The organism is Janthinobacterium sp. EB271-G4-7A, from assembly GCF_020858075.1.
Classification (GTDB): Bacteria; Pseudomonadota; Gammaproteobacteria; order Burkholderiales; family Burkholderiaceae_D; genus Janthinobacterium; species Janthinobacterium lividum.
Genome location: NZ_JACYMI010000005.1, coordinates 147,543 through 170,244, shown reverse-complemented (window position 1 = coordinate 170,244; position 22,702 = coordinate 147,543). Strand labels below are relative to the sequence as shown.

The window sequence follows — 22,702 nt, the reverse complement described above, 5'->3', positions numbered from 1 at the left end:
AGAACGCCGGCTCTAAAGTTCCCGTTTGACTTTTACGTGGTAGTGGATAATAGTACGAGCGTTCGGATTTTTTCGGAGCGTGCTTTTTTTTACTCTCGCTTCAGTCCGCCAAATCGGCAACATCACTTTTAGAACGGTACTCTTGAATACTTCAGTCAAATTCATGCGCAAGGGCGAACTGACCCGTGCAGCCATCCTCGACGTGGCGCTGGACCTGTCCAGCCGCGACGGCCTGGAAGGCCTGACCATCGGGCTGCTTGCGGACAAAATGAACATGAGCAAGTCGGGCGTGTTTGCCCACTTTGGCTCGCGCGAAGACTTGCAGATGGAAGTGCTGAAGCTCTATCACTATCGTTTCGAGCAAGAAGTCTTTTTCCCCAGCATGAAAGAACCACGCGGCATCCAGCGCCTGCAATCGATGTTTGCGCGCTGGGTCAAGCGGGTCAGCGTGGAAATCGCTTCCGGCTGCATCTATATCAGCGGCGCCGTCGAGTATGACGACCGTCCGGGCCCCATCCGCGAAGCCCTCGTGGCCATGGTGCGGGCCTGGCAGGGTGCGCTGCTGCGCTGTGTCGAGCAATCGATCGCCACGGGCGACCTGAAAGCGGACACGGACGCCCAGCAGCTGGTGTACGAGATGTATGGCCTGATCCTGGCCCTGCATCACGACGCGCGTTTCCTGCGCGTGCCGGGCAGCATCGAACGGGCGCAAGCGGGCTTTATCCGCCTGCTGGCGTCGTACCAGAATTCCGTCACAAGCAAATAAGCCGTCAGGCAGTATCCGCAATAACGCACACGCACTACAAGTACAACACTTTAGCTAATCGCCTTCAGGAGAAAATTATGGGTCAATACGTCGCGCCAATCCGGGATATGCAATTCGTCCTGCATGAGTTCCTGCAAGTGGAAGAAGAACTGAAGCAAATGCCATCGTACGCCGACGTCGACGCCGACATCATCAACCAGGTGCTGGAAGAGGGCGGCAAATTCACCTCCGAAGTATTGTTCCCGCTGAACCACTCCGGCGACCGCGAGGGCTGCCACCACGACCCCGTCACGAAAAGCGTGACCACGCCGAAAGGTTTCAAGGAAGCCTACAAGCAGTACGTTGAAGGCGGCTGGGCGGCCTTGGCGTGCGATCCGGAATACGGCGGCCAGGGCTTGCCTGTCGTGCTGAACAATTCGTTCTATGAAATGCTGAACTCGTCGAACCAGGCCTGGTCCATGTACCCTGGCCTGTCGCACGGCGCCTACGAGTGCCTGAAGGAGCACGGCACCGACCACCAGAAGGAAGTGTATCTGCCGAAGCTGGTGTCGGGCGAATGGACGGGCACCATGTGCCTGACCGAACCGCACTGCGGCACGGACCTGGGCCTGCTGCGCTCGAAAGCGCTGCCTGAGGCGGACGGTTCCTGGACCATCACCGGCAACAAGATCTTCATCTCGGCCGGCGAGCACGACATGGCGGAAAACATCCTGCACCTGGTGCTGGCCCGCGTACCGGACGCACCGGAAGGCTCGAAAGGCATCTCGCTGTTCCTGGTGCCGAAATTCCTGCCGAACGCGGACGGCACGGTCGGTGAGCGCAACCCGATCACCTGCGGCGCCATCGAAGAAAAAATGGGCATCCACGGCAATTCGACTTGCCAGATGAACCTGGACGGCGCGAAAGGCTGGATCATCGGCCAGCCGAACAAGGGTCTCAACGCCATGTTCGTCTTCATGAACGCGGCCCGCCTGGGCGTGGGCATGCAGTCGCTGGGCCTGACGGAAATCGCTTACCAGAACGCGCTGATCTACGCCAAGGACCGCACGCAAATGCGTTCGCTGTCCGGCATCAAGAACCCGGAACTGCCGGCCGACCGCATCATCGTGCACCCTGACGTGCGCCGCATGCTGTTGACGGGCAAAGCCTACGCCGAAGGCGCGCGCGCTTTCACTTCCTACGTGGCGCTGCAGATCGACCGCGAACTGCACCACCCTGACGCCGACGTGCGCAAGGAAGCGGCCGACGAAGTAGCGCTGCTGACGCCCGTCATCAAGGCCTTCATCACCGATAACGCCTGGATCGCCACTTCGGATGCGATGCAAGTGTTCGGCGGCCACGGCTACATCTCGGAATGGGGCATGGAGCAGTATGTGCGCGACGCGCGCATCAACATGATCTACGAAGGCACGAACACGATCCAGTCGCTGGACCTGTTGGGCCGCAAGATCCTCGGTGATAACGGCGCCAAGCTGCGCAAGTTCGGCGAAAAGATCAAGGCTTTTGTCGAAGACAACGGCACCGATGAAGCGATGAGCGAATTTGTCACCCCACTGGGCGACCTGGGCGACAAAGTCACCAAGCTGACCATGGAAATCGGCATGAAGGCCTTCCAGAATCCGGACGAAGTGGGCGCGGCATGCGTGCCTTACCTGCGTGTCGTCGGCCACATGATCTACAGCTACCTGTTCGCGCAGATGGCCAAGATCGCCCTCGAAAAAGAATCCAGCGGCGACAAGTTCTACACCGCCAAACTGGCTACCGCACGTTTCTACTTCGCCCGCTTGCAGCCTGAAACGGCAACCCTGATCCGTCAGGCGCGTTCCGGTTCGGCCAACCTGATGGCACTCGACGCAGACCTGTTCTAAGACTTGAGGAAAATATGACCAATTTCATCGTTAAAAAAGTAGCCGTCCTCGGCGCCGGCGTGATGGGCGCGCAGATCGCCGCCCACTGCATCAACGCGAAAGTGCCGGTCGTGCTGTTCGACCTGCCGGCAAAAGAAGGTCCAAAGAATGGCATCGTGCTGCGCGCCATCGAGAACCTGAAAAAACTGTCGCCTGCGCCGCTGGGCAACAAGGATGACGCCGCGCTGATCCAGGTGGCCAACTACGAAGACAACCTGGACTTGCTGGCCGGTTGCGACCTGATCATCGAAGCCATCGCCGAGCGCATGGACTGGAAACACGACCTGTATCAAAAGGTCGCACCGCACATCGGCCCGAACGCGATCTTCGCCTCGAATACCTCGGGCCTGTCGATCACCAAGCTGGCCGAAGGCTTCGACGCCGACCTGAAATCGCGCTACTGCGGCGTGCACTTCTTCAACCCGCCGCGCTATATGCACCTGGTCGAGATCATCCCGACCGAGTTCACCAAGCCCGAGATCAGCGATCAGCTGGAAGGTTTCCTGACCACCACCCTGGGCAAGGGCGTGGTCCGCGCCAAGGATACGCCGAACTTCATCGCCAACCGCGTTGGCGTGTTCGGCATCCTGGCCATTGTGCACGAAGCCGAAAAATTCGGACTGTCCGTGGACGTCGTCGATGATCTGACCGGCGCCAAGTTGGGCCGCGCCAAGTCGGGTACCTTCCGCACGGCGGACGTGGTCGGCCTGGACACCATGGGCCATGTGATCAAGACCATGCAGGATTACCTGCCGAACGACCCGTTCGCTGCCGTTTACAAGACGCCGGCCGTGCTGGCGCAGCTGGTGGAAAAAGGCGCGCTGGGCCAGAAGAGCGGCGCGGGCTTCTACAAGAAAGTCGGCAAGGAGATCCAGCGTCTGGACTTCGCCACCGGTGAATACGTGGCCGGCGGCGCCAAGGCGGCCGACATCATCGCCCGCATCCTGAAGGAAAAGGATCCGGTCAAGAAGATGAAGGCGCTGCGCGAATCGACGAATCCGCAAGGCCAGTTCCTGTGGGCGATCTTCCGCGACGCTTTCCACTACATCGCCATCCATCTGGACACCGTGGCCGACAATGCGCGCGACATCGACTTCGCCATGCGCTGGGGCTTCGGCTGGAACGTCGGTCCGTTTGAAACGTGGCAGGCATCGAACTGGCTGCAGGTGGCCAACTGGGTCAAGGAAGATATCGACGCCGGCCACGCGCTGTGCAATGCACCGCTGCCAGCCTGGGTCTTCGAAGGTCCGGTCGCTGAAAAAGGCGGCGTGCACACGCCGGAAGGTTCGTACTCCGCCGTGTCGAACAGCTTCGTGCCGCGTTCGACCCTGTCCGTGTATGACCGCCAGCCATTCCGCGCGCCCGTCCTGGGCAGCGGTGCCATCGACGGCAAGACGGCCGGTACCACCGTCTTCGAAGACGAATCCGTGCGCGTCTGGCATACGGGCGACGATGTGCTGATCATCTCGTTCAAGACGAAGATGCATGTGATCGGCGAAGGCGTGATCAACGGTCTGAAACTGGCGCTGGCCGAAGCGGAAAAGAACTTCAAGGGTCTGGTGATCTGGCACGCAGACGCAGCCGAAGGCGGTGCCTTCTCGGCCGGCGCCGACCTGCAATCGGCCCTGCCGGCATTCATGCAAGGCGGCGTGAAAGCCGTCGATCCGATCATCGCCGAACTGCAGAACACCTTCATGTCGCTGAAATACGCGAACGTGCCGGTGATCGCCGCGGTCGCCGGCCTGGCACTGGGCGGCGGTTGTGAGCTGGCGCTGCATGCGTCGAAGCGCGTGGCCTCGATCGAATCGTACATCGGCCTGGTGGAAGTGGGCGTGGGCCTGATTCCAGCCGGCGGCGGCTTGAAGGAAGCGGCGCAGCGCGCCTACAAGGAAGCCAAGGGCAACGACATCCTGCAATTCCTGAAAACGGGCTTCACCAATGCGGCCACCGCCAACGTGTCGAAATCGGCACTGGAAGCCAAAAAAATGGGCTACCTGAAGGAAGACGACGTGATCGTGTTCAACGCCTACGAGCTGCTGCACGTGGCCAAGGTCGAAGCGCGCGCCATGTTCGACGCGGGCTTCCGTCCAGCGTTGCCATCGCTGATCCAGGTGACGGGCCGTTACGGTTGGGGCACCATCAAGGCGCAGCTGGTCAACATGCGCGACGGCGGCTTCATTTCGGCGCACGATTTCAAGCTGGGCGAGATGATCGCCGAGATCGTATCGGGCGGCGACGTGGACCAGGGCAGTTTCGTCAGCGAACAGTGGCTGCTGGATATGGAACGCAAGGCATTCCTGGAGCTGTTGAACCATCCGAAAACCCAGGAACGGATCATGGGCATGATGCAGACCGGTAAGCCGGTACGCAACTAAGCACAGCGTCGATGAAGATCCTGCCGTTTGTATTTAAAGTATTACTGCGCGTGAGGCCAAGCATGGTGTATGACCGTATCAAACAACAGATGATGGACACCTTGCCCTTCGTGCGGCTGCTGGGGATCAGCATCGACGACATCGGCGCCGGCACCTCGAAGGTGTCGATGCCGGAAGATCCAAAACTGAATAATCACCTGGGCACGCAGCATGCGGGTGCCTTGTTCACCCTGGCCGAAACGGCTTCCGGCGCGGCCATGGCTGGCGGCTTCGCCGAGCTGATACTGGGCTTGCGCCCGGTGGCCAAGGAGTCGCGCATCCAGTACCAGAAGGTGGCCAAAGGCGCGACGCGCGCCGAAGGCCGGGTACCGGGCGACCTGGCTGCCTTGAAGGCGCAGCTGGCGCAGGATGGCAAGGTGGCGTTTCCGGTGGAAGTCGATATTTTCGACGCCGAAGGCACGCTGGCGGCACAGGTGACGGTGGACTGGTATTTGTCGCAGAAGCGATAAGCCTCTACCCCGGACATTCGACAGAACACGAACCTCGTTCAACATCTTTGAAAGCATAAAATGAGCAAACAACTTCAAGACGCCTACATCGTCTCTGCAACCCGCACCCCGATCGGCAAGGCGCCGCGCGGCATGTTCAAGAACACCCGCCCGGACGACCTGCTGGTGCGCGTGCTGCAATCGGCCCTGGCGCAAGCGCCTGGCCTCGACCCTGCGCTGATCACCGACGCCATCATCGGCTGCTCGTTCCCGGAAGCGGAGCAGGGCTTCAATATCGCGCGTAACTCGGTGCTGCTGGCCGGCTTGCCGAAAACCGTGGGCGGCGTTACCGTCAACCGTTACTGCGCTTCGGGCATCACGGCCATTGCCATGGCGGCCGACCGCATCCGCGTGGGCGAAGCCGACGTGATGATCGCCGGCGGCATCGAATCGATGTCGATGGTGCCGATGATGGGCCACCACCCATCGATGAACCTGGACATGTTCAGCGACGAAAACATCGGCATGGCTTACGGCATGGGCCTGACGGCCGAAAAAGTGGCGCAGCAATGGAAAGTGTCGCGCGAACAGCAGGACGCGTTCTCCGTTGAATCGCACCGCCGCGCCATCGCCGCGCAGCAAGCCGGTTTCTTCAAGGCGGAAACGACGCCAGTGGAAATCATCACGCGCACGCCGAACCTGGCTACCGGCCAGGTCGACGTGAGCCGCCGCACCGTCGACACGGACGAAGGCGCGCGCGCCGATTCGTCGATGGAATCGCTGGCCAAGCTGAAGCCCGTCTTCGCCGCCAAGGGCAGCGTGACCGCCGCCAACAGCTCGCAGATGTCCGACGGCGCCGGCGCGCTGCTGATCGTCAGCGAAAAAATCCTGCGCGAGCATAACCTGACCCCGCTGGCGAAATTCTCCTCGTTCGCCGTGCGCGGCGTGCCGCCGGAAATCATGGGCATCGGTCCGAAATTCGCCATTCCCGCAGCGTGCGCCGCCGCCGGCATCACGCAAGACCAGCTGGACTGGATCGAGCTGAACGAAGCGTTTGCGGCACAGGCACTGGCCGTCATCGGCGACCTGGGCCTGGACCCGGCAAAAGTGAACCCGATGGGCGGCGCGATCGCCCTGGGCCACCCGCTGGGCGCCACCGGCGCCATCCGCGCCGCCACCGTGATCCACGCGCTGCAGCGCACCAAGCAGAAGTACGGCATGGTCACGATGTGCGTGGGCGCCGGCATGGGCGCGGCCGGAATTTTTGAACGCGTATAAGTCTGGCTGAGTAAAGCAATAAAACAGGGCGCTGTGGGATGACTCCGGCGCCCTTTATCTTTTGGAGACGACATGGATATTTTGTGCAGCAAGAGCGAGGGCATCCTGACCCTGGAATTCAACCGCCTGGAACGCAAGAATGCGATCACGGGCGCCATGTACCAGACCCTGGCCGATGCGCTGGTGGCGGCCGAGACGGATGATGAAGTACGCGCCATCTTGATCTGCGGCAAGCGCGAGATTTTCACGGCCGGTAACGACCTTGATGACTTCATGAAGACGGCGCGCCCGAAGGATGGTTCGCTCGACCATGACCGTCCCGTGTTCCAGTTCATGCGCGCCCTGTACGGCAGCAGCAAGCCCGTGGTGGCAGCCGTGTCCGGCCCGGCCATCGGCATCGGCACCACCTTGCTGATGCATTGCGACCTGGTCTACGCGGCAGACAATGCCAGCTTCTCGATGCCGTTCACGCAGCTGGGCCTGTGCCCGGAATTCGGCTCCAGCCTGCTGCTCACCCAATTGGCCGGCTACCCGCGCGCGGCGGAAAAGCTGATGCTGGGCGAAGCGTTCCCGGCCAGCGAAGCGCTGGAAATGGGCCTGGTGTCGAAGGTCGTGCCCCTGTATGACTTGATGACCTTCGCGCAAGGCCAGGCCGCCAAGCTGGTGGCCCTGCCTGCCGCCTCGATCCGCGCCACCAAGCGCCTGATGAAGCAAAGCCGCATGGAACCGATGAAGGCGGCCATCGCCGACGAAAACAAACTGTTCAGCGCCATGCTGGGCGGCGCCGAAGCGAAGGAAGCGTTTACGGCCTTCTTTGAAAAGAGGAAGCCGGATTTCAAGAAGTTTGCCTAAGCTCCAGGACGCAAACCCAAATGCGGCACTGCTGGGGTCGGACCCTCAGGGTCCGACCCCAGAATTTGCTTCTCGGGTTTACTCGCGCTAGACGACTGGTCTAATTGTGCTAGAATACCTCGCATGAAAGCTGAATACACCGACGTGCGCCAGCACATTATCGACCAGGGCAAGGCCATCATCACGCGCAAGGGCTTTGCCGGCGTGGGACTGAACGAGATCTTGTCGGCCGCCGACGTGCCCAAGGGCTCGTTCTACCATTACTTCAAGTCCAAGGAATTGTTTGGCGAAGCGATGCTGGAAGATTACGTCACCGGCTACCTGGATGAAATGGAGCTCGTGCTGGGCCAGCCCGGCCAGAACGCGGCGCAATCGCTGATGGCGTATTGGGCCAGCTGGACGAGCGAAAGCCTCGATGGCAGCGGTTGCGACTGCCGCTGCCTGGTGGTCAAGCTCAGCAGCGAAGTGGCGGACATGTCGGAACCGATGCGCGTGGCGCTGCTCGATGGCACCCACCGCATCATCGCCAGGCTGGCGCTGGCCATCGCGCGGGGCAGGGTGGACGACTCGTTGCCATCGGTGGCTGATCCGGCGCAGATGGCTGCCACCTTGTACCAGCTGTGGCTGGGCGCGGCGATGCTGACCAAGCTGCGGCGCGACGCCAGCGCCCTGCAAACTGCCTGGCGGGCAACCCTGGCGATGTTGCAGTTGCCGCCGGACTAATGGGCGGGCGCCAGGTACGCGGATGACAATCGTCCGCATTTTTTTGAACTGCATTCTAGACGACCAGTCTAATAATAAGGAGCGACATGATGAAAAATTTTGAATTCCATAACCCGACCCATATCGTCTTCGGTCTTGATACCGTCGCCAAATTGTCCACGCTGGTGCCGCCCGATGCGCGCGTGCTGATTTTGTACGGCGGCGCCAGCGCGGAAAAGACCGGCACTCTGGCCGAGGTACGCGCCGCGCTGGGCCAGCGCAGCGTGCAGGAGTTTGGCGGCATCGAACCCAATCCCAGCTATGAAACCCTGATGCGCGCCGTGGCCCAGGTGCGCAACGAAAAGCTGGACTTCCTGCTGGCCGTCGGTGGCGGCTCGGTGATCGATGGCACCAAGTTCGTCGCCGCCGCCGCCCTGTACGACGGCGAGCCGTGGGAAATCGCCGAGCGCGGCGGCGCCAATGTGCAGCGCGCCCTGCCATTTGGCACGGTACTGACCTTGCCGGCCACGGGGTCGGAAATGAACAGCGGCGGCGTGGTGACGAAAAAGGCCACGCATGACAAGCTGAGTTTTCGCAACCCGCTGCTGTATCCGCAATTTTCCGTACTCGACCCCAGCAAAACGTTTACCTTGCCGGCCACGCAGGTGGCCAACGGCCTGGTCGACGCCTTTGTGCACACCACGGAACAGTATCTCACCTATCCGGTGCAGGCGAAGGTGCAGGACCGCTTTGCCGAAGGCTTGCTGCAGACCCTGGTCGAGATCGCGCCGCAGGCCGTCGCATCGCCCGACGATTACGCCACCCGCGCCAACCTGATGTGGACCGCCACCCTGGCGCTGAATGGCCTGATCGGCGCCGGCGTGCCGCAGGACTGGGCCACCCACATGATCGGCCACGAACTGACGGCCCTGTACGACATCGACCATGCGCGCACCCTGGCCCTCGTGCTGCCCGCGCTGCTGGACGTGCAGCGCGAGCAGAAACGCGGCAAATTGCTACAGTATGGCGAGCGTGTCTGGAACCTCACGGAGGGCAGCGACGACGAGCGCATAACCGCGGCCATCGCCCGCACCCGCGCCTTCTTTGAAGGGCTGGGCATCCCGACCCGTTTGTCGGCCTATCAGCTGGGCCAGGAAGCGGTGGAAGCGGTACTGACGCAATTGGAAGCACATGGCATGACCTCCCTCGGCGAACACCGCGATATCGACCTCGCGCGCAGCCGTCGTATCCTCGAAGCAGCACTGTAACCCTGACATAAAAGGAAGCAACATGAACATCCTGATGGTACTGACCTCGCACGATCAACTCGGTAACACCGGCAAGAAAACCGGTTTCTGGCTGGAAGAATTCGCCGCGCCCTACTATGCGCTGCAAGAAGCGGGCGCGAAGCTGACGGTCGTTTCGCCGCTGGGCGGCCAGCCGCCGCTGGACCCGAAAAGCGACGAGCCGGATTCGCAAACGGATGCCACGCGCCGCTTCAAGCAGGACGCCGATGCGCAAGCCGTGCTGGCCAACACGGGCAAGCTGGCCGACGTGAAGGCAGCGGACTTTGACGCCGTGTTCTATCCGGGCGGCCATGGCCCGCTGTGGGACCTGGCCGAAGATACGCACTCGATCGCGCTGATCGAACAGATGATCGCCGCCGGCAAGCCGGTCGCTGCCGTCTGCCACGCGCCCGGCGTGCTGCGTCACGTGAAGGCAACCGACGGTACGCCGCTGGTGCGCGGCAAGCAGGTAACGGGCTTTACGAATACCGAGGAAGACGCCGTCGGCTTGAGCGCGATCGTGCCTTTCCTGGTCGAGGACATGCTGAAGGAAAACGGCGGCGTCTACTCGAAGCTGGGCGACTGGCAGCCGTATGCCGTCACCGATGGCTTGCTGGTCACGGGCCAGAATCCCGCGTCGTCGGAAGCGGCCGCGCAGGCGCTGCTCAAGTTGCTGGCCTGATGCCAGGCTAGTTCCGGGCGGCCATGCCCGCCAGGATCAGGCCGACCGAAGCATGCCAGGCTGTGTCGCTGGCGGGCCTGCCCGCCAGCGCATAGCCGTGCAGGAAATCGACAAGCGCATCGCGCCCGCGCAGACGGGTTTTCTTGTCCAGGTCGAGGCCCTCCACAGCCAGCTCGAACAGTGCCGCAAACCGCTCGGCCACATCGGCTTGCGTCACCAGTCCGCGCGCCATCAGGCGCACGAAATACGGCGTGGCGCTGACCAGTTCCAGATATAGCGCGCACAGCGCGAGCACACGCCGTGGCGCCGCCTGGCGCCGCGTAAACGGTGGCTGGCACGGATCGAGCGCGGCAAAACGCTGCACCATCAACGCTTGCAATAATTCCTCTTTTCCCGCGTAGTAGTGATACAGGGCCATGGCATCGACGCCCAGGCTTTGCGCCAGCGCGCGCATGGAAAACGCTTCGCCCTTTTCTTCCAGCAGGGCCAGGGCCGCTTGCAGGATGCTGGCGTTGTCCAGTGCCGGGAGGGCGCGGCGCGGACGCCCGGCGCGGCGCACGGGAGATCCGATGACTTGAAGTTTTGGGGTTTTCATGGGCATAATTCTACACTGTAGAATTAAATGAAAGCACACCCATGAAAAAAACTTCTGTCAGCGTTTTTCTCGGCATCAGCATCGACGGCTGCATCGCCGGAGAAAATGGAGATTTGTCCTGGCTGGCCGAACTGGCCCCCGACTCGCCCGACGCCACCGGCTACACGGCATTGATGGATCAAGTCGATACCCTGCTGATCGGCCGCACCACGTATGACGCTGTGCTGGGCTTCGAACCGTGGCCATATGCGGGCAAGCGCGTGGTGGTACTCAGCCACCGCGACTTCGCGCCGCGCCATGGCGAGCAGCGCCGCGAAGGCAGCGTGCGTGCAGTGCTGGAGGGGTTGGCAGAGAAGGGCTGCCGCCACGTGTATCTCGATGGCGGCGCCGTCATCCGTGCCGGCTTGCGCGAAGACGCCATCGACAGCCTGACCTTGTCCGTGCTGCCCGTGGTGCTGGGCAGGGGCGTGCGCCTGTTCGAGGATGGCTTGCCGCGCAGCGACTGGCGCCTGGACGGCACGCGCCAGCTGCCCAGCGGCGTGGTGCAGCTGCGCTATCGGAAAAATTAAACCGCGCTGGAGAGGTCGATGATGAAGCCGGAATCGTAGCGTTCATTCTCCGGCGTGCCATCGGGCCGCTTGTAGCCGCAGGGGTTGCAGACCACGCGGCACTGCTGGACGCGGTAGTCGAGCGAAGCGTGCATGTGGCCATGCACCCATAGGTCCGCCTGCGCCACCAGCGCGTCCAGCTGCGAGGCGAAGGCGGGCGAGCCCAGGTTCGTCGCGTACTGCTCTTCCACCGACAGCATCGAGGGCGCCATGTGGGTGATGACGACGGTCTTGCCATCGAAGGGTTGCGCCAGTTGCTGTTCCAGCCAGGCGCGGTGCTGCGCGTGCAGCTGCGCCGTGTCGGCCGCGCACAAGAGACGCGGCGTGTCGCCGCCTGTGCTGATGCGCTTGTAGTCGGGCATGTAGCTTTGCGCCGCGTTCAAGGCTTCGTCCCGGCGCTCCGCGCCGAACAGCAGAAAATCCGTCCACAGCGTGACGCCGAGGAAGCGCACGCCGTTGAGTACCACGGCATCGCCATCGAGCAGGCGGATGCCGGCGCCCTGCGCATTGGCACTGGCGCAGGCGTCGCGCACGGCATCCTGCATGTGTTCCAGCTGATGCCCATAGCCCTCGTGATTGCCGTGCACGTACAGCACGGGCAGGGAGCCGAAGGTGCGCGCGGCCCAGGCGATGGCATTGCTGCCCGTATCGATGTCGCCGGCCAGGATCACCACGTCGGGTCGGCAGGCGGCAAGATCGATGGCGGGCGTGTCTTCGCCCCAGACTTCCAGGTGCAGGTCGGACAGGATCAGCAAACGCATGGCAGGAGGCGCGGCGAGGCGCACGGCAGTCAATGGGCCTCTATCGTAGCGCATGTCGCTGCGTCCGTCTGCTTGACCGCGCGAGGGTAGCGACGTTACCCTGTGGCATCGATTACCGCACACTCATTACTGGAGCCGCATGCCGCCTTTCTTCTTTCCCAAGACCTTGCTCAGTATCGCGCTGGCCGCCATGGCGCTGCCGTTTGCCGCGCATGCCGCCACGCCCGCCACCCCCGCCGTCGATCCCTTGACGCAGCCGATCGCCTCGCCGTATGCGGCGCAATGGAACCGTCCGCAGCAACCGGCGCGCATCCATGGCGACACGTATTACGTGGGCGTGGGCGGCTTGAGCGTGGTGCTGATCGACACGCGCGAAGGCTTGATCCTGATCGATGGCGCGTTGCCGCAATCGGTGGCCGCCATCAAGGAACATATCCTCGAGCTGGGCTTTCGCCTGGAAGACATCAAGTTCATCCTGAATACGGAAGCGCATTTCGACCATTCGGGCGGCATCGCCGCCCTGGCCCGCGACAGCGGCGCGCAAGTGATCGCCAGCCCGCTCGGCGCGCAGGCGCTGCGCGCGGGATCGGTGCTCGCCATGGACCCGCAAGCGGGCGAAATCGATCCCATGCCGGCCGTGGAGAATGTGCGCGAGATCGCCGATGGCGAAACCCTGCAGCTGGGCGACGTGACCATCACGGCGCGCTACACGCCCGGCCATACGCCGGGCAGCACCAGCTGGACCTGGGTGTCGTGCGAGGATGCGGAGCGCAAGGAATGCCTGAGCGTGGTGTTCGGCGCGAGCCTCACGCCGGTGGCGGCCGACGATTTTCACTACCTGGGCGATGACCGCCATGCGGACCTGACGCCGGCCTTCCGCCGCGTCATGCAGGACTTTGCCAGGCTGCCGTGCGATATCCTGATCTCGGCCCACCCCGACCACTCCGGCGGCGACCAGAAGCTGACGCAATTGCTGGAAGGCGTCACGCCGAATCCCTTCATCGATACTCAGGCGTGCAGCCATTACGCGGCCAAAAATGAAGCGAAGCTCGATGCCCGCATCGCGAAAGAAAAAGCGGCCGCGACAAAATAACAACGTTGGCGTCTTCGCCATGAAAAGCGGTTGACGCACTGCAGCATAAGGTGCAGAATCGTCGTCCGCAGTTCAGATTAACCAGATTAAAGAAAGGAAACCCATGTTCGAGCAGGCTGGCAGCAAGTACGACCACTAGCCCCGTGCATGACGCTCGGGGCCATCGGCACATTGCCGATCCCGAGCCGGTGTCCTTCAAACCCCGGTGAGGAAACTCGCCGGGGTTTTTTGTTTTGCACGACCCCATATAAGGACAGGAAATACCGTGATGCCCATGCATCAAGGATTGAAAGGAAGCACCATGAAAATCAAAGTAAAAGCCACGCCCAAGCCGCGCAATCCGCTGGTGGCAGCCGCCAGGCTGCGCGGCGGCGCCGGCGCGCACCAGTCGGTAGCGTCGCCGCGCGCGGCACGCCGGGCTGGCAAGCACCGCCTGCAGCAATTGCTGGCGGGGCGCCTGAAGGCCGACGACTAGGGCGTGCCCAGTTCGACGATGAAGTTCGGGTTGAACTGGGGATTTTGCGGCGTGCCGCTGCGCGTCTTGTAGCCGCAGGGGTTGGATACGACGCGGCACTGTCCGATGCGGTAGTCGCGCGAGGCGTGGATGTGGCCATGTACCCACAGGTCCGCCTGCGCGGCCAGCTCGTCCAGGCGAGAGGCATAGGCGGGCGAACACCCTTCGCTGCCGTAGGCATCATCGACCGAAAGCAGCGACGGCGCCATGTGGCTGATGACGACGGTAGCGCCATGGAATGGCTGCGCCAGTTCGCGCGCCAGCCAGGCTTTTTGCTGCGCGTGGAACATGGCCGTGTCGGCCGCGCGCAGCTTGCGAAAGCCCATGCTGGCCAGGCGGATGCGCTTGTAGTCGTTCATGACGGCTTCCGCGTCGCGCATGGCCGACTGGCGCGTATCGTCGCCCAGCAGGCGGAAATCCGTCCACAGGGTGGCGCCCAGGAAGCGCACGGCGTTGCCAGCCTTGTCGGTGATGACGTGGGTATCGGCGTCGAGAAAATGCACATTGTCCGTGGCCGCACAGAGCGCGCGCAGCTCCTGGCGCACCTTGTCGAGGTGGTGGCCATAGCCTTCGTGGTTGCCATGCACGTACAGCACGGGCAGGCCCGCGAATGTGCTGGCGGCCCAGGCGACGGCGCGGGCGCCCGTGTCGATGTCGCCGGCCAGGATCACGGCGTCGGGGCAGCTGAGCGCGAGGTCGCCCTGCGGCGCTTCGTCGCGCCATAACTCGTGGTGCAGGTCCGACAAAATCAATAAACGCATGCGGTATCCAGGCGATTGGAGGGTATGCCATCGTACCTGAAAACCCTCACTCTTCCTCCAGCGCGGCGAAGCTGTGCGCCAGGTAGTCGATCAGCGTACGCACGGCCGGCAGCAGGCCGCGCCGCGACGGGAAAACGGCGTGGATGATTTCGCGCTGCGGCCGCCACTGCTCCATCAGCGGCAGCAGGCTGCCATCGGCCACCTGTTCGGTGATCATCATGGTCGGCAGCTGCACCACGCCCACGCCGGCCACGGCCGCGTCGCGCAGGGTCAGCATGTCGCCCGTGACGAAGCGCGGCACGTGGCGCAACTGGGCGCGCGCGCCATCGGGGCCGTACAAATCCCACTGGTAGTGCTGTTGCGGCGTGCCCAGGGCCAGGCTGGGCCAGTCGGCCAGGTCGGCCGGCGCCTTCGGCACGGGCGCGCCGGCGAACAGCAGCGGGCTGCCCACCATGCACTGGCTGCGTTCGGCCAGCACGCGCAGCACCAGGTCGCTGTCGGGCAGCGGCGGCGGGCGCACGCGGATAGCCACGTCGATGCCTTCGGCTACCAGGTCGACGCGGCGGTTGCTCGCTTCCAGCAGCAAGGTCACTTGCGGATGCTCGCGCATGAAGCCGGCCAGCATGGGCGCGACCAGGGAGTGCAGCAGGGCGATGGGACAGGACAGGCGCACCGTGCCCCGTGGCGCGGCCCGCGTCAGTTCGATCGCTTCCTGCGCCGCCTCCGCTTCCACCAGCATGGCCTTGCAATGCTCGTAAAACGTCTGGCCCACGTCGGTGACGGAAAAATGCCGCGTCGTGCGCTGCAGCAGGCGCGCGCCGAGGCGCTCTTCCAGCAGGGCGATGCGCCGGCTCAGTTTTGATTTCGGCATGCCCAGCGCGCGCCCGGCCGGCGCGAAGCCGCCATGGTCGACCACCTGTACAAAGTAATACAAGTCATTCAAGTCCTGCATGCCATCTCCTTGATCGTTCTATTTTTGGAACGCTGATGGCATATTTTACCCTCTACCGGCTTCATCGTTGCAAGCGTATTCTATCTTCATCGTAATGCAAACCCCAACAGGAGATCGAGATGAACACAGTCACAGGTATCTACAGCGCACCCCGCCAGCACTGGGTCGGGGACGGTTTTCCCGTGCGCTCGATGTTTTCGTATAACGGCCATGGCAAGCAGCTGAGCCCATTCCTGCTGCTCGACTATGCCGGCCCTGCCGAATTTGCGCCCGGCTCCCGTCCTCCCGGCGTCGGTTCGCACCCGCACCGCGGTTTTGAAACGGTGACCATCGTCTATAAGGGCGAAGTGGCGCACCGTGATTCGACGGGCCAGGGCGGCGTGATCGGCCCCGGCGACGTGCAATGGATGACGGCCGGCGCCGGCATCCTGCATGAAGAGTTTCACTCGCCTGCCTTCACGCAGTCGGGCGGCACCCTGGAAATGGTGCAGCTGTGGGTGAACCTGCCGGCCCAAAACAAGATGACGGCGCCCGGCTACCAGGCCATCACCAGCGACACGATTCCCACGGTGGCGCTGCCGGACGATGCCGGTTCGTTGCGCGTGATCGCCGGCGACTTCGACGGCCAGCATGGCCCGGCCCGCACGTTTTCGCCGATGCAGGTGTGGGACATGCGCCTGGCCCAGGGCAAGCTGACGGAGCTGCCCGTGACCAGGGGTTGGAGCACGGCGCTGATCGTCCTGCACGGCACGGTGCTGGTCAATGGCGAGAGCATGGTGCGCGAAGCGCAGATGGCGCTGTTTGAGCGCGATGGCGACAGCATCACCATCGAAGCGAACAACGACGCCGTGGTTCTGCTGCTGAGCGGCGAGCCGATCGACGAACCCATCGTCGGCCACGGTCCGTTCGTCATGAACAGCGAAGCGGAAATCGTGCAGGCATTCGAGGATTTCAACAGCGGCCGCTTCGCCCGTATCGCGCCGTAATGTGCGTCATTAATTTGTGCAGTACCCATGCCGCATCCCGCGGCATGGTTTTTTGAGGAGACCACCATGAGCACCCCCGCCAACTTCCAAGGTTTGCCACCGATGATCGATCCCGACGACGCCGTCATGCTGCTGATCGACCACCAGAGCGGCTTGTTTCAGCTGGTGCGCGACATCGAGCAGCACGTGCTGCGCGGCCACGTCACGGCGCTGGCCAAGCTGTCGCGCCTGGCCAACATGCCGACGTTTACCACCGCTTCCGTGCCGGACGGCCCGAACGGTCCCTTGATCCCGGAAATCCACCATTTCAACCCGGACGCCGTCTACATCCCGCGCACGGGCCAGATCAACGCCTGGGACAATCCGGCCTGGGTCGACGCCATCGAAAAGACGGGCCGCAAGACCCTGCTGATCGCCGGCACGCTCACCAGCGTGTGCATGGCTTTTCCCACCATCAGCGCGCTGGCGGCCGGCTACAAGGTGTTTGCCATCATCGACGCCTCGGGCAACTGGTCGAAGATGGCCACCGATATCACCATGGCGCGCGTGACGCAGGCGGGCGCCGTGCCGATCGACACGTATGCCGTGCTGGCTGAAGTGATGAGCACCTGGAACCGCGCCGACGCGATGGAATTCGCCGCCATCATGACCGACCATATCGTGCCGCCGTACCGCGCCCTGATCGAAAGCTACGACAAGGCGCAGGGCGTGCAAAAGAATGGCCGCGAAACGAAGCTGGAAATCCTCGAGGCGGCATCGAAGGGCTGACCTCCGCTACGGTGCTTCGTAGCTGTTGCGTATCGCCGCCAGCACGCCGCGCTGTTCCAGGTGCGTGATGGCGGCATTCAGGCGCGCCAGGTCGGCGGTGCTGGTCGTGCGCGCATTGAGCATCAGGTGCACGGGGGCGCGCAGGGCCAGGAAGGGCAGGGTGCTCAAGGCGACGCCCTGCAGGCGCGCTTCGTGGCGCACGGCCAGCACGTCGCCCAGCAGCAGGTCGGCGCGGCCCGCATCGAGCATGCGCACGCCTTGCTGGAAGCTGCCGAACGCATTCAGGCGGCCAGCCTTTTCCAGCACCGGCCGGGCCGCCGCGTACTGCGCGCCATACCAGCCCACTTTGGGCGCCAGCAAGGTCGCATTGCCGCGCGCGAGCTGCGCGAAGCTGGCGATCTGGCGCTGGCTGCCGGGCGCGCCGGATTTGCTGAAGAGTCCCACGGCTTCGTCGCGATACGGGATGGAAAAGCGCGCATAGGACTGGCGTTCCGGCGTCTCCGACGCAGCCAGCATCAGGTCCAGTCCCCCTTTCTGGAACAGCAGCTGGCGCCGCGCCGTGGGCAGTTCCGGCAAGGTGACCAGGGTGCAGCGGGCTTGCTTGAAAATGGCTTTCAGCAAATCCAGGTCCAGGCCCGTATAGCGGTCCTGGGCATCGCGGTAGACATACGGCGGCCACTGCTCCAGCGCCATCGTCATGCGGCAAGCCACGGCGGGCAGGGCAGATACGCCGAGCACTGCCGCAAACAGGAGATGGCGCATGCGCATATGGGAGCTTCCCTGGAGTTTCAACTTGATAGTCAATTTGCCAGAATGGCCAGGGAAGTCAAGGGCTGCGGCCGCTGAAGGCCGGCCTGGTTCGCATTTCCTCGATGTTTGCGCGTTTTTTGCCGCTTTCCCCCATGGGTGCCGCCTCCGGCGCGGCGAACACCGTGCAGTGTAATCGGCTATAGTGGCGCGGTGCCACCACTGCCCCGCAAAGGAAGACCGCTTGACTGCCCCGCTCGAGATCGCCGCCAATGTGCTGATGACTGCCTCCATCATCCTGGCTGGACGCAATAATATTCATTCCTGGTGGATCGGCATGGTCGGCTGCGTGCTGTTTGCCGTGCTGTTTTTCCAGGTCAACCTGTACGCCGACGTGATGCTGCAGCTGTTTTTCATCGTCACCTGCGTCATCGGCTGGCTGCAATGGCGGCGCGGCGCCAACGGCAAGCCCTTGCCGATCACGCGCACGGGCTGGCGCAGCCTGGCCTGGGTGGTACCGGCCGGCATCGCCTCCGTGGCGATCTACGGCATGCTGCTGCACCGCTTTACGAATGCCTACGCGCCCTTCATCGATTCGGCAGTGTTGGTATTTAGCATCATCGCGCAATTCCTGCTGATGAGCCGGCGCATCGAAACCTGGGCTTTCTGGCTGCTGGTCAATACCGTGGCCGTGCCGCTCTACTACAGCCGCGGCCTGCACCTGACGGCCGTGCTGTATGCGGCCTACTGGATCAATGCCCTGATTTCCTGGTACTGGTGGGGCGTGCAGGCACGCCGCGCGGCGCAGGCGCCTGCGGTGATTGCCGACGCTTGATATTGCCATATACCAAGTCCTTAGATTCAAATCATATATACAATCAATTTTTAATTCGTTCACGCGCTAAAGACACCGGGATATAGTGGCCTTTCCCCGCTTACCGGTGTTTTTTATGTTGCGTTTTGCCATTTCTGCCTGTTTTTCCGCCGTCCCGCACCAGCTGACCATGCAATGCATGGCGCAGTGGATGCCGGTGCGTGCCCGTCCACGCATCCCCTAAGTCATTCCATCCATTTCGTTGTCGTTTGCCCGCTGGCCCACCCGGTCCGCGTGCCCCTGCTCGGCCTTTTTTATCGGAAAAAGGCTGCAATCCCAATAAGAGGAAACCATGTTCAAACCACTCGCCATCAGTCTTGCCATCGCCGCCGCCTTTCCTGCCTTCGCCCATGCCGAGGACGACATGCTGCGTGTTAACGTCACCGGATCGAATATCCGCGTCAGCGAAAAGGAGGGCGCCAGCGCCGTGCAGGTCATCACGGCCAAGGAATTGAAAGCCGGCGGCAAGACCAGCGTGTCGGACGTGCTGCGCGCCATCTCCGCCAATAGCGGCAACAGCTACAACGAACAATATACGGGCAGTTTCTCGGCCGGTACCTCGGGCCTGTCGCTGCGCGGCATCGGCCAGCAAAATACCCTGATCCTCGTGAATGGCCGCCGCGTGGCCAGCTATGCCACGGCGCAGGATTTGCAGCAGACCTTCGTTGACCTGAACAGCCTGCCGATGGCGGCCGTGCAGCGCATCGAGGTGCTCAAGGATGGCGCCTCGTCCGTGTATGGCTCCGACGCCGTGGCCGGCGTGGTCAACATCATCCTGTACAAGGAATTCACGGGCACGGATATCACGGCGCAATGGGGCGGCTCGACGCAAGGCACGGGCCAGCACGAAAAGAGCGCGGCGCTGCAAACGGGTTTCGGCAAGCTCGAGGAAGATGGCTACAGCGTGGTCTTTTCGGTCGATGCCCAGCAGCGCGACAAGCTGCAGCAAAGCGACGTGGCATGGCTGCGCGATGCCGACTACCGCCAACAGCAGCGCGGCAGCCTGGGCTGGACCGCCACGAATTACGCCGGCAACGACCCCACGAAGACCCTCGGCGGCGTGCGCGGCCCGCTGCAGCTGGTGCCGTACAAGGACATCAATCCCACTGGCAGCGGCCAGGTGCTGGCCTACAATCCGGCGCCGTATAAAACGCTGATCCCGGGCATCCAGCGCATCCACTCGTCGCTGCGCGGCACCCTCAAGCTGAACGCGGACACGGAAGCCTATGTCGACTTGCTGCACAGTTATTCGCGCGCCGACCAGACCTTCAGCGCGCCGCTGACGGTGAACAACGCCACGCGCGTGTGGAACAACAGCACCAAGCTGCTCGATACCATTCCCGTGGTGCTGCCCGTGGGCCATCCGAACAATCCGGGCACGACGCCCTTGCCATTTACTGCCACGCTGTTCGACCTGGGACCGCGCCTGAAGCAGGACCGCGTCACCTTCTACCGCGCGCTGGCTGGCGCCAAGGGCACCTGGGCGGGCTGGGACTGGGATACGGCCGTGGCCCATTCCAGCAGCAAGCTGGAGGAAACGGTGCAGAACTTCGTCAACCGCTACGAATTCCAGAAAGTGCTGGCCGACGGCAGCTACAATTTCTTTGACCAGTCGCAAAACAGCGAAGCCGTGCGCAACCGCCTGCGCCTGTCGACCCTGCGCCCGGCCGAATCGACGCTCGACACGCTCGACTTCTCGGCGGCCAAGGATATCTGGGACCTGCCGGCTGGCCCGCTGGGATTTGCCGCCGGCGCCCAGTGGCGCCGCGAAAAGATGGATTCGCAAACCTCGACGGCCGTGCTGTCGGGCACGGAACTGCGCCCCGCACTCAATATCATCAACGGCTCGCGCAATGTGTCGGCCCTGTTTGCCGAATTCAATGTGCCCGTCGTAAAAGACCTGTCCGTCAACGTGGCGGGACGCGCCGACCATTACAGCGACTTCGGCAATGCGTTTTCGCCCAAGGCCAGCGCGCGCTACCAGGCGGCGCCATGGTTGTTGTTGCGTGGCACCGTTTCACGTGCCTTCCGCGCGCCATCGCTGCCGGAAATCACCGACAGCACGGCCGTCAGCTATACCGGCGTGATCGATGCCCGCGATCCCCTGACGCCGACGCAGTCGCGCGGCGTGACGGTCATGACCATCGCCAATCCGAACCTGCGCCCCGAGCGGTCGAAAAACCTGAACCTGGGCGTGGTGGTGTCGCCCACCAGCAGTTCGAGCATCGGCCTCGATTACTACCGTATCAAGCAGGATGGCGTGATCGGCACGGCCAGCGCCACCACCATCCTCGAGAATGAAAGCACGGCGCCGCAACAGATCACGCGCGGCGCCGATGGGCGCATCACGACCCTGTACCGCCAGTTCCGCAACCAGGGCCAGCGCGAAGTGTCGGGCATCGATATCGACCTGCGCCAGCGCTTCGTCGACAAGGACTGGGGCAAGCTGACCCTGGCCGGCCAGCTGAGCCGCGTGCTGCGCTTTGCCGAACCCCTGTCCGATGGCGCGCCGCTGACCGATGGCGCCGGCACCAACTACTTCGGCTCCATCCCGAAATGGCGCGGCGTCAGCTCGGCCACCTGGGAGCAGGGCAAGTGGTCGTCCACGCTCACATGGAACTACGTGGGCAGCTATGCGCAGCAGCAGCACCTCGATGAATCGGTGGCTGCCTTCAGCACGTTCGACGTGACCAGCAGCTGGCAAGTCACGCCGGCAGCAAACGTCACCTTCATCGTGCAAAACCTGGCCAACAAGCGCGCGCCCTGGGACTATGCTTCCACCGGCTTTGACTTTACCCAGGCCGATCCGCGTGGACGCGTTGCGGCGCTCAAGCTGAACTACAAGTTCTAACCACTCGCCGCCTGCCGCTGCCCCGTCTGCTCCTGCAGGCGCTGGCGGTAGGCGCTGGGGGGAACGCCCATGCGTTCGCGAAAGGCGGTGGCGAAGTTGCCCGCGTTGTGAAAGCCGATCAGCAGGGCGATATCCTGCACGTCGATGTCCGTCTGCTGCAGCAATTCCACGCCGCGGGCAATGCGCGCTTCGCGGATGAAGGCGAAGACCGTCATGCCCGTTTGCTCGCGGAACATCAGGGTCAGTTTTTCGCGGTAGGTGCCCACGCTGCGGGCGATTTCGGACAGGTTCGGCAGGCTGCCCAGGTTGTCGAGGATCAGCTGTTTGACCGCATTGACGAATACCAGGTCGGGATGCTGCAGCTTGTCGCTGATCGGCGCCGTTGCTGGCAAGGTACTGTTGCTTTTACGCATCAAACCCAGGTGGATATGGATGCGCGCGGCCAGTTCTTCCGGCGTGAACGGCTTCGAAATATAGTCGACGCCCCCCACCTGCAAGCCCATGATGCGTTCCTTGGCGGCATCGGCGCCGCTGAGAAAGATCACGGGAATCTCTTCCGTTTCGGGATTGGCCTTGAGCAGACGGCATGCCGTATAGCCATCCATCTCGGGCATGCGCACATCGAGCAGGATCAGGTCGGGATGCGTGGCCAATGCCAGCTGGTAGCCCTGGTAGCCATTGAAGGCAATGCTGAAACGGTAGGGCTGCTCGCTGAGCAGCTCCATCAGCATGCGCTGCTCGAACGCGGAATCATCCACGATCAAGATGTTTTTTTTGATGGTTTCGCTGGTCAATGGCATGGCATGGATGACTTAACCAAAAAGCAAGTTGTGGCTTATTATGCCTCGCTTTTTCT

The 22,702-nt window shown here is 62.9% G+C and carries 22 protein-coding genes; 16 read left to right on the top strand and 6 right to left on the bottom strand.

Going from position 1 to position 22,702, the window contains the following annotated elements; genetic code table 11:
* The first annotated feature begins 163 nt into the window (after nucleotides 1–163).
* From IGS58_RS25625 to IGS58_RS25585, 9 genes are all read left to right on the top strand, one after another.
* Nucleotides 164–766, top strand: a complete 603-nt coding sequence (locus IGS58_RS25625; RefSeq protein WP_034753385.1) for a TetR/AcrR family transcriptional regulator — start codon at nucleotides 164–166, stop codon at nucleotides 764–766.
* Between the two features lie 77 nt (nucleotides 767–843).
* Complete coding sequence (locus tag IGS58_RS25620; RefSeq protein ID WP_034753387.1) at nucleotides 844–2,634, top strand: acyl-CoA dehydrogenase C-terminal domain-containing protein; 1,791 nt, start codon at nucleotides 844–846, stop codon at nucleotides 2,632–2,634.
* A 14-nt stretch (nucleotides 2,635–2,648) separates the two neighbouring features.
* Nucleotides 2,649–5,048 (top strand): 3-hydroxyacyl-CoA dehydrogenase/enoyl-CoA hydratase family protein, encoded by a 2,400-nt coding sequence (locus IGS58_RS25615; protein WP_070257699.1) that lies wholly within the window; start codon nucleotides 2,649–2,651, stop codon nucleotides 5,046–5,048.
* Between the two features lie 62 nt (nucleotides 5,049–5,110).
* Nucleotides 5,111–5,557, top strand: a complete 447-nt coding sequence (locus IGS58_RS25610; protein ID WP_230523036.1) for a PaaI family thioesterase — start codon at nucleotides 5,111–5,113, stop codon at nucleotides 5,555–5,557.
* Between the two features lie 60 nt (nucleotides 5,558–5,617).
* A complete protein-coding gene (locus tag IGS58_RS25605) occupies nucleotides 5,618–6,814 on the top strand; it encodes an acetyl-CoA C-acyltransferase (RefSeq protein ID WP_034778434.1) in 1,197 nt (398 codons plus the stop codon).
* A gap of 72 nt (nucleotides 6,815–6,886) precedes the next feature.
* Nucleotides 6,887–7,666: an enoyl-CoA hydratase gene (locus IGS58_RS25600; protein ID WP_034778437.1), complete on the top strand. Its 780-nt coding sequence runs from the start codon at nucleotides 6,887–6,889 to the stop codon at nucleotides 7,664–7,666.
* A gap of 123 nt (nucleotides 7,667–7,789) precedes the next feature.
* Entirely contained in the window at nucleotides 7,790–8,389 is a 600-nt protein-coding gene (locus IGS58_RS25595; protein ID WP_034778440.1) for a TetR/AcrR family transcriptional regulator, read from the top strand.
* Nucleotides 8,390–8,478: 89 nt separating this feature from the next.
* Nucleotides 8,479–9,636, top strand: a complete 1,158-nt coding sequence (locus tag IGS58_RS25590) for an iron-containing alcohol dehydrogenase (RefSeq protein ID WP_230523086.1) — start codon at nucleotides 8,479–8,481, stop codon at nucleotides 9,634–9,636.
* Between the two features lie 22 nt (nucleotides 9,637–9,658).
* Nucleotides 9,659–10,336, top strand: a complete 678-nt coding sequence (locus tag IGS58_RS25585) for a type 1 glutamine amidotransferase domain-containing protein (protein ID WP_230523035.1) — start codon at nucleotides 9,659–9,661, stop codon at nucleotides 10,334–10,336.
* Between the two features lie 7 nt (nucleotides 10,337–10,343).
* Here the strand turns inward: IGS58_RS25585 and IGS58_RS25580 are convergent, their stop codons facing one another.
* Nucleotides 10,344–10,931 carry a TetR/AcrR family transcriptional regulator gene (locus tag IGS58_RS25580; RefSeq protein WP_180277117.1) on the bottom strand — a complete coding sequence of 196 codons (588 nt, stop codon included), beginning with the start codon at nucleotides 10,929–10,931 and terminating at the stop codon, nucleotides 10,344–10,346.
* A 41-nt stretch (nucleotides 10,932–10,972) separates the two neighbouring features.
* On the opposite strand from IGS58_RS25580, the gene IGS58_RS25575 reads away from it, so the two are divergent.
* On the top strand, nucleotides 10,973–11,500 hold the full coding sequence (locus IGS58_RS25575) for a dihydrofolate reductase family protein (RefSeq protein WP_230523034.1): 528 nt from the start codon (nucleotides 10,973–10,975) through the stop codon (nucleotides 11,498–11,500).
* On the opposite strand, the gene IGS58_RS25570 is transcribed toward IGS58_RS25575, so the two are convergent.
* Complete coding sequence (locus tag IGS58_RS25570; RefSeq protein WP_230523033.1) at nucleotides 11,497–12,354, bottom strand: metallophosphoesterase family protein; 858 nt, start codon at nucleotides 12,352–12,354, stop codon at nucleotides 11,497–11,499. The genes IGS58_RS25575 and IGS58_RS25570 overlap by 4 nt on opposite strands.
* A gap of 85 nt (nucleotides 12,355–12,439) precedes the next feature.
* On the opposite strand from IGS58_RS25570, the gene bla reads away from it, so the two are divergent.
* Together bla and IGS58_RS25560 are read left to right on the top strand one after the other, a co-directional pair.
* Nucleotides 12,440–13,393, top strand: coding sequence for a subclass B3 metallo-beta-lactamase (bla, locus tag IGS58_RS25565; protein ID WP_230523032.1), 954 nt, complete (start codon nucleotides 12,440–12,442; stop codon nucleotides 13,391–13,393).
* Between the two features lie 301 nt (nucleotides 13,394–13,694).
* Entirely contained in the window at nucleotides 13,695–13,868 is a 174-nt protein-coding gene (locus IGS58_RS25560; protein ID WP_162835747.1) for a hypothetical protein, read from the top strand.
* Here IGS58_RS25560 and IGS58_RS25555 read toward each other — a convergent pair.
* Nucleotides 13,865–14,668 carry a metallophosphoesterase family protein gene (locus IGS58_RS25555; RefSeq protein WP_070278986.1) on the bottom strand — a complete coding sequence of 268 codons (804 nt, stop codon included), beginning with the start codon at nucleotides 14,666–14,668 and terminating at the stop codon, nucleotides 13,865–13,867. The genes IGS58_RS25560 and IGS58_RS25555 overlap by 4 nt on opposite strands.
* A gap of 46 nt (nucleotides 14,669–14,714) precedes the next feature.
* Entirely contained in the window at nucleotides 14,715–15,620 is a 906-nt protein-coding gene (locus tag IGS58_RS25550) for a LysR family transcriptional regulator (RefSeq protein WP_034778462.1), read from the bottom strand.
* A 119-nt stretch (nucleotides 15,621–15,739) separates the two neighbouring features.
* Here IGS58_RS25550 and IGS58_RS25545 point away from each other — a divergent pair, with 119 nt between their 5' ends.
* Both IGS58_RS25545 and IGS58_RS25540 read left to right on the top strand, forming a co-directional pair.
* Complete coding sequence (locus IGS58_RS25545; RefSeq protein WP_230523031.1) at nucleotides 15,740–16,606, top strand: pirin family protein; 867 nt, start codon at nucleotides 15,740–15,742, stop codon at nucleotides 16,604–16,606.
* 66 nt (nucleotides 16,607–16,672) lie between these two features.
* Complete coding sequence (locus IGS58_RS25540) at nucleotides 16,673–17,374, top strand: isochorismatase family protein (protein WP_208672447.1); 702 nt, start codon at nucleotides 16,673–16,675, stop codon at nucleotides 17,372–17,374.
* A gap of 6 nt (nucleotides 17,375–17,380) precedes the next feature.
* Here the strand turns inward: IGS58_RS25540 and IGS58_RS25535 are convergent, their stop codons facing one another.
* The gene (locus tag IGS58_RS25535; RefSeq protein ID WP_230523030.1) at nucleotides 17,381–18,136 is read right to left on the bottom strand and encodes a substrate-binding periplasmic protein; all 756 of its coding nucleotides are present in this window, start codon (nucleotides 18,134–18,136) and stop codon (nucleotides 17,381–17,383) included.
* A gap of 229 nt (nucleotides 18,137–18,365) precedes the next feature.
* Here IGS58_RS25535 and pnuC point away from each other — a divergent pair, with 229 nt between their 5' ends.
* Both pnuC and IGS58_RS25525 read left to right on the top strand, forming a co-directional pair.
* Nucleotides 18,366–18,956, top strand: a complete 591-nt coding sequence (gene pnuC, locus IGS58_RS25530) for a nicotinamide riboside transporter PnuC (RefSeq protein WP_034778474.1) — start codon at nucleotides 18,366–18,368, stop codon at nucleotides 18,954–18,956.
* 331 nt (nucleotides 18,957–19,287) lie between these two features.
* Nucleotides 19,288–21,846, top strand: a complete 2,559-nt coding sequence (locus IGS58_RS25525; protein WP_176374606.1) for a TonB-dependent receptor — start codon at nucleotides 19,288–19,290, stop codon at nucleotides 21,844–21,846.
* On the opposite strand, the gene IGS58_RS25520 is transcribed toward IGS58_RS25525, so the two are convergent.
* On the bottom strand, nucleotides 21,843–22,646 hold the full coding sequence (locus IGS58_RS25520) for a response regulator transcription factor (protein ID WP_092608998.1): 804 nt from the start codon (nucleotides 22,644–22,646) through the stop codon (nucleotides 21,843–21,845). The genes IGS58_RS25525 and IGS58_RS25520 overlap by 4 nt on opposite strands.
* Nucleotides 22,647–22,702 lie beyond the last annotated feature (56 nt).